Annotated in this window: 15 protein-coding genes, 1 other RNA gene and 1 riboswitch; of the genes, 3 read left to right on the forward strand and 13 right to left on the reverse strand. The window is 65.2% G+C overall.

Annotation, left to right across the window (positions count from 1 at the left end; translation table 11 throughout):
- Positions 1 to 216 precede the first annotated feature (216 nt).
- From pip to G520_RS0111575, 8 genes are all read right to left on the reverse strand, one after another.
- Positions 217 to 1,152, reverse strand: coding sequence for a prolyl aminopeptidase (pip, locus tag G520_RS0111545; RefSeq protein WP_028535802.1), 936 nt, complete (start codon positions 1,150 to 1,152; stop codon positions 217 to 219).
- A gap of 20 nt (positions 1,153 to 1,172) precedes the next feature.
- Entirely contained in the window at positions 1,173 to 1,757 is a 585-nt protein-coding gene (locus tag G520_RS0111550; RefSeq protein ID WP_028535803.1) for a 5-formyltetrahydrofolate cyclo-ligase, read from the reverse strand.
- A 12-nt stretch (positions 1,758 to 1,769) separates the two neighbouring features.
- Positions 1,770 to 1,952: non-coding RNA, 6S RNA (gene ssrS / locus G520_RS24450), on the reverse strand.
- A 24-nt stretch (positions 1,953 to 1,976) separates the two neighbouring features.
- Entirely contained in the window at positions 1,977 to 2,288 is a 312-nt protein-coding gene (locus tag G520_RS0111555; RefSeq protein ID WP_028535804.1) for a cell division protein ZapA, read from the reverse strand.
- Positions 2,285 to 2,482 (reverse strand): hypothetical protein, encoded by a 198-nt coding sequence (locus tag G520_RS0111560; RefSeq protein ID WP_246542710.1) that lies wholly within the window; start codon positions 2,480 to 2,482, stop codon positions 2,285 to 2,287. The genes G520_RS0111555 and G520_RS0111560 overlap by 4 nt, the downstream gene beginning before the upstream one ends.
- 33 nt (positions 2,483 to 2,515) lie before the next feature.
- Positions 2,516 to 3,394: a cobalamin-binding protein gene (locus G520_RS0111565; protein WP_028535806.1), complete on the reverse strand. Its 879-nt coding sequence runs from the start codon at positions 3,392 to 3,394 to the stop codon at positions 2,516 to 2,518.
- A complete protein-coding gene (gene cobU, locus G520_RS24935; protein WP_028535807.1) occupies positions 3,391 to 3,927 on the reverse strand; it encodes a bifunctional adenosylcobinamide kinase/adenosylcobinamide-phosphate guanylyltransferase in 537 nt (178 codons plus the stop codon). Before cobU ends, G520_RS0111565 begins: the two co-directional genes overlap by 4 nt.
- Before the next feature lie 6 nt (positions 3,928 to 3,933).
- On the reverse strand, positions 3,934 to 5,790 hold the full coding sequence (locus tag G520_RS0111575; protein ID WP_156876928.1) for a TonB-dependent receptor domain-containing protein: 1,857 nt from the start codon (positions 5,788 to 5,790) through the stop codon (positions 3,934 to 3,936).
- A 110-nt stretch (positions 5,791 to 5,900) separates the two neighbouring features.
- A riboswitch (cobalamin riboswitch) is annotated at positions 5,901 to 6,141 on the reverse strand.
- 103 nt (positions 6,142 to 6,244) lie between these two features.
- Here G520_RS0111575 and cobT point away from each other — a divergent pair.
- Genes cobT through G520_RS0111590 form a run of 3 tightly spaced genes read left to right on the forward strand, consistent with a single transcriptional unit; the run spans position 6,245 to position 8,609 of the window.
- The gene (cobT, locus tag G520_RS0111580; RefSeq protein WP_028535809.1) at positions 6,245 to 7,294 is read left to right on the forward strand and encodes a nicotinate-nucleotide--dimethylbenzimidazole phosphoribosyltransferase; all 1,050 of its coding nucleotides are present in this window, start codon (positions 6,245 to 6,247) and stop codon (positions 7,292 to 7,294) included.
- Positions 7,291 to 7,893 carry a histidine phosphatase family protein gene (locus tag G520_RS0111585; RefSeq protein ID WP_028535810.1) on the forward strand — a complete coding sequence of 201 codons (603 nt, stop codon included), beginning with the start codon at positions 7,291 to 7,293 and terminating at the stop codon, positions 7,891 to 7,893. The genes cobT and G520_RS0111585 overlap by 4 nt, the downstream gene beginning before the upstream one ends.
- Positions 7,881 to 8,609, forward strand: coding sequence for an adenosylcobinamide-GDP ribazoletransferase (locus G520_RS0111590; RefSeq protein ID WP_028535811.1), 729 nt, complete (start codon positions 7,881 to 7,883; stop codon positions 8,607 to 8,609). The genes G520_RS0111585 and G520_RS0111590 overlap by 13 nt, the downstream gene beginning before the upstream one ends.
- Positions 8,610 to 8,669: 60 nt before the next feature.
- On the opposite strand, the gene G520_RS0111595 is transcribed toward G520_RS0111590, so the two are convergent.
- From G520_RS0111595 to G520_RS0111615, 5 genes are read right to left on the reverse strand one after another with little or no spacing between them, the layout of a single operon-like run.
- Positions 8,670 to 9,515, reverse strand: coding sequence for an SPOR domain-containing protein (locus G520_RS0111595; protein WP_028535812.1), 846 nt, complete (start codon positions 9,513 to 9,515; stop codon positions 8,670 to 8,672).
- Positions 9,512 to 10,228 (reverse strand): type III pantothenate kinase, encoded by a 717-nt coding sequence (locus G520_RS0111600; RefSeq protein WP_028535813.1) that lies wholly within the window; start codon positions 10,226 to 10,228, stop codon positions 9,512 to 9,514. The genes G520_RS0111595 and G520_RS0111600 overlap by 4 nt, the downstream gene beginning before the upstream one ends.
- A complete protein-coding gene (locus tag G520_RS0111605; RefSeq protein ID WP_028535814.1) occupies positions 10,225 to 11,190 on the reverse strand; it encodes a biotin--[acetyl-CoA-carboxylase] ligase in 966 nt (321 codons plus the stop codon). The genes G520_RS0111600 and G520_RS0111605 overlap by 4 nt, the downstream gene beginning before the upstream one ends.
- A complete protein-coding gene (rfaE2, locus tag G520_RS0111610) occupies positions 11,183 to 11,686 on the reverse strand; it encodes a D-glycero-beta-D-manno-heptose 1-phosphate adenylyltransferase (protein WP_028535815.1) in 504 nt (167 codons plus the stop codon). Before rfaE2 ends, G520_RS0111605 begins: the two co-directional genes overlap by 8 nt.
- On the reverse strand, positions 11,661 to 12,524 hold the full coding sequence (locus tag G520_RS0111615) for a ferritin family protein (RefSeq protein WP_028535816.1): 864 nt from the start codon (positions 12,522 to 12,524) through the stop codon (positions 11,661 to 11,663). The genes rfaE2 and G520_RS0111615 overlap by 26 nt, the downstream gene beginning before the upstream one ends.
- Positions 12,525 to 13,073 lie beyond the last annotated feature (549 nt).

The following is a 13,073-nucleotide window of genomic DNA, read 5'->3' on the forward strand; positions in this document are numbered from 1 at the left end:
TGCCAAAAAGTCGAGATTGGTTTAGCCGCCTGTCGGCCGAAATGCGGACAGGCTGCCTGCCGCCCGCCGGGCCGGAACGACAGCCGCCCGCATGAGCGGCGATCGCTGCACTTTCGGGGGCTGCCAGTAGCCGTCGGAAAATTCAATCGGATGATTATAGCCGCGCAAGGCCCTGCGGCAGAAGCGCACAAAGGGAAAAGTTTGCCGGTTCGGCATTCAGCGGGGCGCGAAACCGTCGAGTTCCGCGAGCAGTGCCTCGAGCAGCGGGGGTTCCCACAAAGAATGTCCGGCCCCCTCCATCAGCCGCAACCGCGCTTCCGGCCAGGCATGTGCGAGCGCGTACGCCCCTTGCGGCGGGCAGATCGCATCGTAGCGCCCCTGCACGATCACGCCGGGAATTCCGCTCAGGCGCGGGCAATCCTCCAGCAGCTGATTCTCGCGCAAGAACATGCGGTGCAGAAAATAGTGTGCTTCGAGCCGCGCCAGCGGCAGGGCGTGGTATTCGCTGATAGCGGCGGTACGGCCGGTGCAATCCGGAAGCAGCTGCGCGCACTCGCTTTCGTAGCGGGCCCAACTGCGGCTGGCAGGCAGGCACGACGCCGGATCGGGATCGATCAGACGCCGATGGTAAGCGCCAAGCAGGTCATCGCGTTCGGCAGCGGGGATAAAGCCGGAAAACTCCGACCAGGCTCGGGGAAAGAAGCGGCCCATGCCGTACATGAACCAATCGATATCCTCGCTGCGGCCGAGGAAAATGCCGCGCAGTATCAATCCCCGCACCCGCTGCGGCCAGGCCTGAGCGTAGGCCAGCGCCAGCGTGCTCCCCCAGGATCCGCCAAACACCAGCCAGCGTTCGATGCCGAGGTGCACGCGCAGACGCTCGATGTCGTCGACCAAGTGCCAGGTCGTATTGGTGCGCACGTCGGCACGCGGTACCGAGCGGCCGGCACCGCGCTGATCGAACAGCACGGTACGGTAACGCACGGGATCGAACAGCTGGCGGCACGCAGGCAGGCAGCCGTCTCCGGGACCGCCGTGAAGGTAGAGCACCGCACAGCCCTGCGGATTGCCGCATTGTTCCCAATACATCTGGCAGCGCTCGTCGAGAGCCAGCATTCCACAAGCATAGGGGGCGATCGCGGGAAAAAGCATGGACCGGGCGTGACGTCGATTCAGCGGGATGAAAACCGTTGCCGACCCGACTCGGTCAGCAGCCAGTCCAGACGCGCGTCCCAGGCTTCACGCGGAACCCGTTCGACACGTTGGCAATCGAAACCGACGCCGACGAGCCAGGGTCCCCGGCGGCGGCCGCGCCGGCAATAGGCGAGCGAGGTATCGTAATAGCCTCCGCCCTGTCCGAGGCGAAAGCCCTCGGCGTCGACGCCGAGCAAGGGCATGAACAACACGTCCAGAGACTCGGCCCGCAGGACCGGCCCCTCGCATTCGACCAGGCCGTAGCGCGGTTCGCGGTACCAGCGCGCATCGGCCTCGAGCCGGCTGAACCACAAGCGTCGTCCGCGGGCAGGGATAGTCGGCAGATACACTTCGGCCCGGCGGCGGACGGCGGCGGCAAGCAATAACGAGAGATCGAGTTCGGAGGCGGAAGCGAGATAGAGACCGATGCGCCGCCCGGGAGCCAGCCAGCGCTGGGCTAGTATGGCAATGCGCCGTTCGGCGCGACGGCGCTGATCCGGGCTCAGCTGCGCCCTGGCGCGACGGATGAGGCGCCGCAGCGCGATCTTGTCATCAGGAGTCATGACCGGAAGGGGGGAACCCCCGCGAGTGCCGTTCGGGCAAAATTCGCTTGAACCCTGTCTCCAGGGGGTCGCCTGCCACATACTTCGGGCACATCCGACGAGGGACGCGCGCACCCGTACGCTTAAAGCCAGCAACCAAAACGAACGCATTGGTTCAAAGAAATTTTTGAGCCGTCACGAACACCGCAGGGGATAAACCTGTGATGGCAAGCCCCTGATTCAGAACAGGGCCTGCTGACTTTCGCTCAGCGCCTTGTCGGCCGCCTCGCTCATACCTCGTATTCTACGTTGAAATGCCGCCATCTCCAAGCCCTCTCCCACTTTTGTGCGCAGCAGGTCATGGGCGATGTTCAGCGCCGCCATAATGGCGATCTTGTCGGCGTCGACCACCTTGCCCTGGGTCTGGATGGTGGACATCTTTTCTTCGAGAAGATGCACCGCTTCGAGCAGCGTTTCCTGCTCGTCGGCCGGTGTTCCTATGGTGAAGTGCCGCCCCAGAAGGGCGATATCCACCTGCACTATCTCGCTCATGCCTCGTCTTCCTCCGCCGCGGGCAGACGCGCAATCAGCGTCGACACCCGGGTCTTGGTTTCTTCCAGGCGGAAACGAAGCTCGGCATTCTCGCGCAAGGCCTGTCCCAGCGCCTCGGCCAGCCGGCCGCTCTGCCCCTCCATCTCCTTGAGCCGCGCGACCAGACCAGCAACCCGCGTTTCAAGATATTCCAATTCTTTGTCCATGGCTGCGAGGATAGCCAACGCTCACCGGGGCGTCAAACCCAGCCGCACCCGGGCTGTGTCCAGCGCGGTACACACGGCAGCGGCACCCTCGACCAGACGCGGCCCCGGACGACTGGTCACGTCGGCGGGAACGACAAAGCGCGTCTTGCCCGCGACCGCGGGAAGGCGAGGATAGCGGTCCCAGATACTCAGCGCGGCGGCGTCCCCCGACAGGATCACCTGTGGCGACGCCTCCAGCACGGCTTCGGTCCCGACCTGCGGCGCAGGCATGGGCAAACCCCCGAAGACATTGCGGCCACCGCAGAGATGAATCAGGGTTCCCACAAAGCTCTTGTCGCTCACCGTGAACAGCGGAGCGGGACTCACCTGAAAAAAGACACGCAGCGGCGCGCGCCCCGCGTAGCGCTGCTCGAGCCCGGCCAGACGCTGGCGGTATGCAGCCGCGGCCCGTCCGGCTTCGGCTTCGTGTCCGGTCAAGCGGCCCAGGGCCAGGATTTCGCGCGCCACATCGTCCAGTTGCACGGGGTGGCTGATGAAAACGGCGACGCCGTGCTGCCGCAAGCGATCGATGTCGCGGGAGGCGGCGCCATCCGGCCACGCGACGACCAGATCGGGACGCAAGCGCCACACCGCCTCCAGGCTGACGCCGCTCAGCCCGCCGACGCGGGGCAAGGCGCGCGCCGCCGACGGGTAATCGCTGTAATCCACCGTTGCCGCCATGGCGGCGCCGGCACCGGCAGCATAGACCAGCTCGGTCGCATGCGGCGCCAGGGTAACGATGCGCATCGCCGGATGCGGCAGGCTCACGCGCAGCCCCGCGCCATCGACGGCCGCGACTTCAGCCCACGCCGGCATGGCGGCGAGCAAGGTCAGCACGAGGCCTGAGCAGGCCGTTTTCATCGCCGGCCCTCCACGCGTTTCAAGGCGAGCGGCAAACCGCAGGCCACCAGGGTCACCTCGTCGCTCACGGCCGCCAGGGTCTGGTTGAGGCGCCCCAGTTCGTCGACGAAACGACGCGTTACCTGTTGCGCCGGCACCACGCCCCAACCGACCTCGTTGGTCACCAGCACGATCCCTCCCGCCAGCAACGGCAGCGTCGTCGTCAGCTCGGTGCAGGCTGCGGCAAAGGCCTCCGCGTCAAAAACGTCGGCGCGGTCGAAAAACCGCATCAGCCACATCCCGAGACAATCGACCAACATCAACCCGTCCGCGCGGGCGTGCTCTTGCAGCGCGCCAGCCAGATCGCGCCCGGCATCCACCTGTTGCCACTGCGCGGGACGCCGCGCACGGTGATGGTCGACCCGCGCAGCGAACTCGGCGTCGAAGACTTCGGCCGTCGCCACGTAGCAGACCGGACCGCGGTGCGCGAGCAGCTGCTGCTCGGCCCAGCGGCTCTTGCCCGAACGCGCGCCGCCAGTGACCAGATGGATCATTTCGCCTTACTCCGATTGGTAACGCACGCCGAGGAACCAGCCGCGGCCGCCGCTGCTATAACCGCTCACCGTCTGGTAATCGCTGGCGAACAGATTGCTGATGCGCGCGTTTGCGCTCCAGCGCTTGCTCAGCGGGTAGTCGACGAAGAGGTTGGTCACCGCATAGCCCGGCAGGCGCACGGTATTGGCGGCGTCGTCATAGCGCGCGCCGGACAGCGTCTCTTCCATCCCCACCGTCGCACGACCGAGCGGATGGCTCGCGCTGAACGCCGCCGTCATGCGCGCACGCTGCGCGAGACGCAGACCGGTGTCGGTGTCGCGTGCGTTCTGCGCGGTCGCCGTCGCCGTGAGGTCGAAACCCGCCCAGGTAGCGGATGCGGCGAACGTCACGCCATCGACGGCGGCATGATTGACATTGCTCGGCGAATGCACGCCATTTGCATCCAGCGTGGTCGCGATCAGATTGTCGATGCGATTATGAAATGCGGTCACGCTGGCCAGGTAACCGGCGCGCCTATAGCTTACCGCCAACTCGCCGTTATACGCGGTTTCCGGTTTCAGATTGGCGTTTCCCTGATAGGCATAGCCGTAATACGAGGAATACGGTGCGTAAAGGTCGTTGAAGGTGGGGGCCTTGTACGCCGTCCCGAATGCGCCACGGGCAAGCCAGCCTTCGGCGAAGCGATAGCCGTAGGCGAGCAGTTCGGTCGTCTTGCTGCCGAACTGCGAATCGGCATCGTTGCGAACACTGGCCTGCAGCAGATTGCGCCCGATCTCGCCCTGATAGCCGGCGAACACGGCCTTGCCGCTGCGCGAATCGCGCGTCAGCAGGGACGACGTATCCACATATTGCTCGGTGTCGCTGACGCCGGCCAGCACGGTGCCGAACGAGGTCTTGAAGGTGTTCTCCCACGTCCATTCGTTCTGTGTGGTCTGGTACAGGCCAATCGACGTCGTCATGTCGGCCTTGTTGAAATTGTTCTGCAGATCCTCGGTGCGCGCAAACCGCAGGCTGCTGCTCCAGACCTCGCTCAGCCGGTTGCGGCTCTCCAGCGTTTGCCCGCTCAAGCGCACTTTTTCCTGGTCTTGCTCGGTGCTGGAACCGGCATAGTCGTTGCGCGCAAAACTCTGGAACAGACGCAGACTCAGATCATGCCCCGGCGCCAGCGTTTGCGTCACGTTGACGGAGTACGCCTGGTCGTTATAGGCATCGGCTTGCGAATTGTAGCCGTAGGCATTGTTCGGTGCCGTCGCCGGATAACCGTCGCTGTTCTCGCTGCTGACGGTGACGCTATAGGCCGTGGCATCGATCTTGCCGGCAGCCGACAACGCGCTCTTCAAGGTTCCGTGGTCACCCATGCCCAGGCTCGCGGACCACTGCGCAGCGGAGCGTCCTTCGCGCGTAAAGATCTGTATCACGCCACCGATGGCATCCGCACCATAGACACTGGAAACCGGCCCGCGCACGATTTCGATGCGTTCGATCTGATCGAGCGGCAGATACTGCAAGGACGTGGTGTTGGTGGTGGCGGAAACGATGCGTACGCCATCGAGCAGCACGACGGTATGGTTGGTGTTCGCGCCGCGCAAGGAGATGCCGACTCCCTGCCCCGGCCCGCCATAGGCGGCGATTTCAACACCGGGCTGACGCGCCAGCAGTTGCGACAGCGAGGTCGCTCCCGCTTGTTCGATTTCTTCGCGCGTGACCACGGTCACGTCGGACAGGGTATTGGTTATCGGTTCCGCCATGCGCGTGGCCGTGACAATGATATCGTCGGCCTTGAACTGCGGCAGGGAATCGGCAACGGCCGCGCTGGCGCATGCCAGAGCGCACAGCCCGGCCAGAGGTTTAAAAATGAACAACTTGAACACACTCCTTGGATTCGACACCGGGTAAAGGAGTGCGAGACGGCATTTCACTACATCAGGACGTGCGATAGAGACGCAGTCTGTTGCAATCGCCTCCCCGCGATACTCCAGCAGATGCGCAGGCCGGTCTCCGGGCTCGGCCTTGCGGATATCGCGCCTTCCCACCCGCAGCATCCGGAACCGACAGCTGTTCCGGCGCCCACGTCGAGCAGTGGCCAATGCGAACCCGGGCGCCTGGCGGCGCCGGACCTTACCGTTGCGGGGGCAGCGCCGGCATCGCACCGGCTTCCCGTTTAACCTGCCGCCCCGAAAGGGCGGGCAGGCACCTGCATGGCTGATTATAACGAATCGGCCGCAGCAACGCCCGGCCTATCCCGCTTCGCGGCGCGCGCCTCCACACCGATGCCGATGTTGCCGCCCTTCCGCGTTTGGCTTAAGGTCTTACCCCATGACGACATATACTCCCCCCCGGATCGCGGCGCCGGATGCGCACGCCGCCAATGCCGCCCTGGCCCGCCAGGGTGTTTTGACCAAGCCGGCCGGCAGTCTCGGCCAACTCGAAGCACTCGCCTGCCGTTTTGCCGGCTGGCAGGGACGCGAGCGTCCGGGCGCACTCAAGCCGGCGATTACTGTTTTCGCCGCAGACCACGGCGTGACCGTCGAAGGCGTATCGGCCTTTCCGGCCAGCGTAACCGGTCAGATGGTGCAAAATTTCGTCGCCGGCGGCGCCGCCATCTGCGTGCTCGCACGCCAGATCGACGCCCGCCTCGAAATCATCGACTGTGGAGTCGCCTCGGACATGTCGGCGCTGCCGGTCACCCATGCCCGCATCGCCGCCGGCAGCGGCAATCTGCGCCGTGAAGCCGCGATGAGCACGGAACAGGCATCCACCGCGCTGGCAATCGGGCGTGATGCGGCCCGCCGCGCGATCGCGGACGGCGCGACCCTGCTGATCGCGGGCGAGATGGGCATAGGCAATACCACACCGTCGGCCGCGCTGATCTGCCGTCTCACCGGCCACACCCCGGCCACCATTGTCGGACGCGGCACCGGTGTCGACGACGCGGGACTCGCGCTCAAGACCCGGGTCATCGCCGATGCCCTGCTCCGCATAGCGGACCGCGAACTCGACGGCATCGCGCTGCTGGCCGAAATCGGCGGTTTCGAAATCGGCGCGATGGCCGGCTACTACCTCGAAGCGGCGGCGCAAGGCGTGCCGGTGCTGATCGATGGCTTCATCTCGAGCGCGGCGGCCCTGAGTGCGGCAGCGATCGTTCCCGCCAGCCGCGACTGGATGCTGGCCAGCCATGTTTCGCAGGAAACCGGTCATCGTCTGGCGCTCGAAGCGCTCGAACTGCAGCCCTTGGTCGATCTCGGGCTGCGCCTGGGCGAGGGCTCGGGGGCTGCGATCTGCGTTCCGCTGCTGCAGCTCGCCATCGCCGTGCACGACGGCATGGCGACCTTCGCCGAAGCGGGCGTATCCGGCAAAACGGAATGAACCCCTACACCCTGACCCTGCTGCGGCACGGCGAGATCGACCATCAGGGCCGCCTGATCGGTCACCTCGACCTGCCGCTGACCGAACTCGGCGCGCGCCAGATGGCAAGCAGCTGGAGGCGTATCAACGGCCTGGCGCCGGTAACGGCGCTGGCGACCTCGCCCTTGCTGCGCTGCAGGGAGTTCGCCGTACGCCAGGCACTGACCAGCGCCGTGCTGCTCAAGGTGGACGAGCGTTTCAGCGAGATGGATTTCGGCGACTGGGATGGTAGCGATCTGGAACGACTGGGCCAGACGCACCCGTCCTGGCGCGCGCAACTGGCAGACGGGTCGCTCAACCCGCCTGGCGGGGAAAGTTTCGATGAATTTCGTACCCGCACCCTGTCCGGCTTCAGCGAGTGGATCAGCGGCGCGCGCGGCAGCCATCGCGTGCTGGTGACCCACGGCGGCGTCATCACCGCCTTGCTGGCGGAATTGCTCGGCATCACCTTTTCTTCGGCTCAACTGATGACGGTGCAGCGCGGCGGCTTCGCGCAGCTGTCCATGCTGGAGGGACACCCGGCCTATCTGATGCACCTGGAAGCTCCATGCGCGGATTGATCCTCGCCGTCCAGTTCCTCACCCGGCTCCCCACTCCGCAGCTCAAAACCTTCCGCCCGGAATGGCTGCGCGAAGCCGCGCGCTGGTTCGGCGCGGTCGGGCTGGTCGTCGGAGCACTGGTTTATGCGGCGGTTCTGGCCGGCCAGCGCATCGATCCCTGGGCGGCGGCACTGGCCGGGATCTCGGTCTGGGTCTGGGTGACCGGCGCGCTGCACCTCGACGGCCTGGCCGATTTGTCCGATGCGCTGGGCGCTGCGCATCGCGACCGCGAACGTTTTCTGCAAGTCATCAAAGACCCGCACCTTGGCAGTTTCGGGACGCTCGCGCTGATCATGGCCGTGCTGGGCAAGACCGTCTTGCTGATGCTGCTCGCCCAGTCGGCCCGGCTATCGCCGGGCATCGTGCTGATCCCCGCCTGGGCCCGGCTGTTCGCGGTGTTCTGGTCGGCCTGCCTGCCCGCGCTGGCCCCCGGCAGCGGCGAACGTTTTGCCTGGGGCACCGACTGGCGTGCATTCGGCGTCTCCATGCTCGTCCTCGCCCTGCTATCCGCATGGCTGGCGCCGGTGCTGTGTCTGGCGCCGCTGGCAGGCCTCGCCTGGTGGTGTTTTCTGAAACGCCGTCTTGGCGGGATGACGGGAGACTGCCTGGGTGCAGGCATCGAGGTCAGCGAGCTGGCCCTGCTGGTCGCCCTGCTGCTGGCCGGCCGACTCGGCTGATCCGCAGATGGAACAGGGGGCGCATCCGTTTCCGGAAAGCGCCCCCTGCCGCGGCCGTTCTTACTGGCAGTTGCTGCTTCTGAGCGCGATGCCCGGCGTCAAGCGCTTCTGCAAGGCCTGGAGCGCCGTCACCTGACCGGCCTGCAAGGCGGAGAAGGTCAGCGTGGTACTCTTCGCCTTCTGCCCCTTCGCATCGACCTGAACTTTATCGAAGCCCGCGGCTTTCACCCGATCCGCCAGGGCACGGGCGCCATCTTCGCGCCCGAACAGTCCCAGGGACAAGCCACCCTTGCTTTCGCTATCGTTCTGTACGACGTAATTGTCGAAACCTTTGCCTTTCAACTCTGAAGACAAGGTCTGCGTTTCGGCCCGCGTCGCCAGCGGCGGGTAGTGTACCCAGAAGCGTCCGCTCCCGCGCGTCGACTCTGCGGCGCTGGAGCTGATCTGGGCGGGCTCGAGCTTCAGCGCAGGCAGTCCGCCCTTGACCCGGGCCAGCAATTTGTCGTCCAGCCCCCCCCAGCTGTAGCAGATGGCGGGAGCCGCTCTGGCTGTCGGCGCGACCGCAGCGGCAGGCTTGCTTGCGACAGGTTTGGCCGGGGCGGCTTTGGAGGCGCTTGCGGCGGCCGAAGCGGCCGGAGCCGGGCTCGCCTTTATTTTTCGCACCGCAACGGCATCGGCACCCGTGGCGGGCGCCGAGGCGGCGACAGGAGCCGAGGCAACCGGCGCCGACGCCAGAACCACGCGCGCGCCGGAGGCCTCGGGGGGCTGCCAGTCCGCCGGCAGCGTCTTGAGCTGGGCCGGACTGATTTCCTGGGCATGGATATCCACAGGCACATGCTGCTTCAATGAGCCGTACAAGGCGGCAAGCAGATTCAACACCACGACCAAGCCTAGAAACCACTTCATGACGCGTTAGCCACCCTTAGCAAACCCTGCAGGACAAGATTATCCACGATCTCCAGCGGCGCGGCGAGACAAGGAGCAATCTCGCGCGCATCACCGCCGGTCAACAATACCATCGGCCGGGCGCGGCCGGTTTGCTGCGCGAGCACATCGCGCGCGCGTTCGATAGCGCCGGCCAGAGCCGCCATCGCACCGCTGGCCAGCGCATCTTCGGTCCCGCGCGGGAAATCGACGACCGCTCCGGCCGGACGCGCGAGCTGCGCGGTTCCGGCGGCCAGCGAGGTCAGCATCAGGCGAAACCCCGGGGCGATCAGACCGCCCAGATAGTCGCCGTCTTCGGTCAGCGACTCCACCGTCAGCGCGGTGCCGGCGCAGGCGACAATCACGTCGCCGCGACACCGTTCATGCGCCGCCAGCACCGCCAGCCAGCGATCCACGCCTTGTTCGGCCGGATCGTGGTAATGATTGCGCACTCCGAAGCGCGATGCTTCGCTGCGAACCCATTCTACCTCGCACGGCGCAACCGCCTGTAGCGCAGCCGCCACAGCGGGACCGGCCACGCTCGCCGCGATCACGCGGCTGACCGGAAAATCGCGCCACGCTTGCGCGAGTTCGGCAATCGCCTCGTTTTCGACCCAGCCTTCGGCGCGCCACGCATCCGCATCATGCAACGCCCACTTGACCCGGGAGTTGCCAGCATCGATCAGTAACTTCATGCCCGGCTCCGCAGGCTGACTTCACCGATATGATAGGCCTTGATGCCCTGTTCCGTCTCGACCAACAACGCCCCGTTCGAAGCCACCCCGCGCGCGATGCCGTCGACCGGCTCGCCGTGCGAAAACAGCAGGCGCACCGGGGCGTCCTGATGTGCCGATAAACCCATCCACTCGTCGCGCACCGCAACAAAGCCCCGGTCGTTGAATTCGAGCAGCACATCGTGCAGCGTATTGAGCAAGGCGGCGAGCAGATCGTTGCGCGACAAAAGCACGCTGCCGTCGGCCAGCGAAGCCACCGGCTGACCGACGTCGGGTGGAGTGCGCATATTGACGCCTATCCCCACGACCACGGCCGTGGGCCCCAATGCCTCGCCCGACAGCTCGATCAGGATTCCCGACAGCTTGCGGCCATCGAGCAGCACGTCGTTCGGCCACTTCAGATGCACCGGCACGCCAAGCTGGCGCAAAGCGCGGCCGATGGCAACACCGACGGCCAGCGACAAGCCGGCCAGCTCGGCCACTCCCTTGTCGAAGCGCCACAGCAGCGAGAACATCAGGCAATCGCCCAGGCGCGCCTGCCAGCGCCGCCCCAGACGCCCGCGTCCGGCATTCTGCGACTCGGCGGCCAGCACCAGGCCATGCAAGCCGCCATTGGCGGCTCGCGCCATCAGCTGGGTATTGGTCGAGTCGACGCGGTCGGCGACGGCCACGGTCCAGACCTCGGCCGCGGCAGGCGCCAGTGCCCGCCGGACGGCAGCCACATCGAGCCAGTCGAACGGCTGTGCGAGCCGGTAACCCTGTCCGCGCACGCTGAACACCTGCAAGCCCAGTTCGTTCTCGATGAGGTGCACTGCCTGCCAGACCGAGGTGCGCGAACAGCCGAGCCCCTGCGCAATCGCCTCGCCGGAATGAAAACGACCGTCCGCGAGTTCGCGCAAGACTGCAAAAGCCTGATCAGTCACGGCGTTCCTCGTCATGGCGGATCTTGCGGATCATCGCGGTGGTGGATGTCTGGAACAGAAAGGGGATGGAATGCACCTGGCCGCCACGAGCGAGCGTCTGCTCCGCGCCGACGATGGCATCGATCGACCAGTCGCCGCCCTTGGCCAGAATGTCGGGGCGGATCAGTTCGATCAGGTCTGCCGGGGTGTCCTCGTCGAACCAGGTGACCAGCGATACGCTTTCCAGCGATGCGATCACCGCAGCACGGTTGGCGAGCGGGTTGATGGGCCTGTCGTCGCCTTTGCCCTGGCGCTTGACCGATGCATCGGTATTCAACGCGACCACCAGTCCGGCGCCAAGAGCGCGGGCCTGGGCCAGATAGCTGACATGGCCGCGATGGAGGATATCAAAACAGCCGTTGGTGAAAACCAGCGGCCGCGGGAGGCGCCCCAACCGCTCGATCAGAGCCTGGGGCGGACAGATTTTTTCTTCAAATTGCGGGGTTGGGTAAGCCATTAGTATCCTTCAAACTCGCCGTCACTTCCTTGCGGTAGCGATTGAGAGCTTGAATCGTCTCAATCGGCCGCTCGAAGAGGCTGGACAAGTTGCGAAGGATACCACCCACCACGCGTGCTTCCCAAGGTTCATCGAAATGTATTTGACTCGACAACCACGCTTCGAGCCATTCCGGATCGGGAAGACGCGACTGCACCGTGTCGTTCGGAAACAGGGATTGGTTCACGTGCAGATTGGTCGGGTGCAGCGGTTTGGCCGCGCGCGACGATGAAGCCATCAGCAGTCCGATCTTGGCGAAGGCGGCCCGGGCTTCGTTTCCGCAGCGCTCGATCGCCTGCTTCATATACTTGAGGTATGCGCCGCCGTGACGCGCTTCGTCGCGCGAGAGCGTTTTGTAGATGTGCTTCAGAACCGGTTCCGTATGCCAGAGCGAGGCGCAGCGGTACCATTGCGTAAGGCGAACTTCGCCGCAAAAATGCAACATCAGGGTTTCGAGCTGCGGCGCCGGGTCGAACTCGAAACGCACGGCGTGCAGTTCAGCTTCCGTCGGAACCAGATCGGGGCGGAAGCGGCGCAGGTACTCCATGAGCACCAGCGCGTGCTTCTGTTCTTCATAGAACCAGATCGACATGAAAGCCGAAAAGTCCGAGTCGTTGCGGTTATCGCGTAAAAACATCTCGGTCGCAGGCAGGGCCGCCCATTCGGTGATGGCGTTCATCCTGACGGTCTGCGCCTGTTCGTCGGACAGCTTGTCAGACTCGAAAGCATGCCAGGGGATGTCGTCGGACAGATTCCAGCGTGCTTTTTCCAGTTGAGCAAACAGTTCGGGATACAGCATGACAGCTCCTTGCCAGATTGATGGCATGAGCTTGATCCAGCTCATGGACAAAGCCTAAACATTAGCATAGTTCACGCTGTTCTGGCTCGCTATATTTTCGCTTCCGCTCATGCGCGGCGGTCTTCCACCTGGGCTCGCGCGGTTCGGCCCCATGGCGGCAAGAGCTGGTCGCGCCTGCTGGCAGCCCCTCCTTGTCGTCATGATTTCACTGCCCGCAGTACAGAACGAATCTCCAAGCCATTCGCAGTGGGGACAGGCGATGGCCACGGCCACGGAGTCGCCATTCGTCATGCCGGCGACGGCCGCGCGGGGCGGAATCCAGTGAGCATGCATCTGCCTTGTCACGGCCTAGGGTGCACGATAAAGATTACGCCGAGATGGCGATTGGCGGGCATTCGCACGCGATGAGGCTGTGGACGGGGGTGGCGTCTCGTTCGTGGGGGGCGATTGTCCGTGGCCCGACGACGAGCCGGCCTCCCGTCCTCCTTCGGGTGTTCAGGCGTCGGCCGGGAGGCCGGCTCGCCGTCCGTTTACATCCGGCGGACGCCG

The organism is Paludibacterium yongneupense DSM 18731 (assembly GCF_000422925.1).
Taxonomy (GTDB): domain Bacteria; phylum Pseudomonadota; class Gammaproteobacteria; order Burkholderiales; family Chromobacteriaceae; genus Paludibacterium; species Paludibacterium yongneupense.

What these genes read in the sequence shown, in the direction of transcription:
- pip (WP_028535802.1), bottom strand. Translation starts at nt 1,152, where the DNA reads ATGCTTTTTCCCGCGATCGCCCCCTATGCTTGTGGAATGCTGGCTCTC.
- G520_RS0111550 (WP_028535803.1), bottom strand. Translation starts at nt 1,757, where the DNA reads ATGACTCCTGATGACAAGATCGCGCTGCGGCGCCTCATCCGTCGCGCC.
- G520_RS0111555 (WP_028535804.1), bottom strand. Translation starts at nt 2,288, where the DNA reads ATGAGCGAGATAGTGCAGGTGGATATCGCCCTTCTGGGGCGGCACTTC.
- G520_RS0111565 (WP_028535806.1), bottom strand. Translation starts at nt 3,394, where the DNA reads ATGAAAACGGCCTGCTCAGGCCTCGTGCTGACCTTGCTCGCCGCCATG.
- cobU (WP_028535807.1), bottom strand. Translation starts at nt 3,927, where the DNA reads ATGATCCATCTGGTCACTGGCGGCGCGCGTTCGGGCAAGAGCCGCTGG.
- cobT (WP_028535809.1), top strand. Translation starts at nt 6,245, where the DNA reads ATGACGACATATACTCCCCCCCGGATCGCGGCGCCGGATGCGCACGCC.
- G520_RS0111585 (WP_028535810.1), top strand. Translation starts at nt 7,291, where the DNA reads ATGAACCCCTACACCCTGACCCTGCTGCGGCACGGCGAGATCGACCAT.
- G520_RS0111590 (WP_028535811.1), top strand. Translation starts at nt 7,881, where the DNA reads ATGCGCGGATTGATCCTCGCCGTCCAGTTCCTCACCCGGCTCCCCACT.
- G520_RS0111595 (WP_028535812.1), bottom strand. Translation starts at nt 9,515, where the DNA reads ATGAAGTGGTTTCTAGGCTTGGTCGTGGTGTTGAATCTGCTTGCCGCC.
- G520_RS0111600 (WP_028535813.1), bottom strand. Translation starts at nt 10,228, where the DNA reads ATGAAGTTACTGATCGATGCTGGCAACTCCCGGGTCAAGTGGGCGTTG.
- rfaE2 (WP_028535815.1), bottom strand. Translation starts at nt 11,686, where the DNA reads ATGGCTTACCCAACCCCGCAATTTGAAGAAAAAATCTGTCCGCCCCAG.
- G520_RS0111615 (WP_028535816.1), bottom strand. Translation starts at nt 12,524, where the DNA reads ATGCTGTATCCCGAACTGTTTGCTCAACTGGAAAAAGCACGCTGGAAT.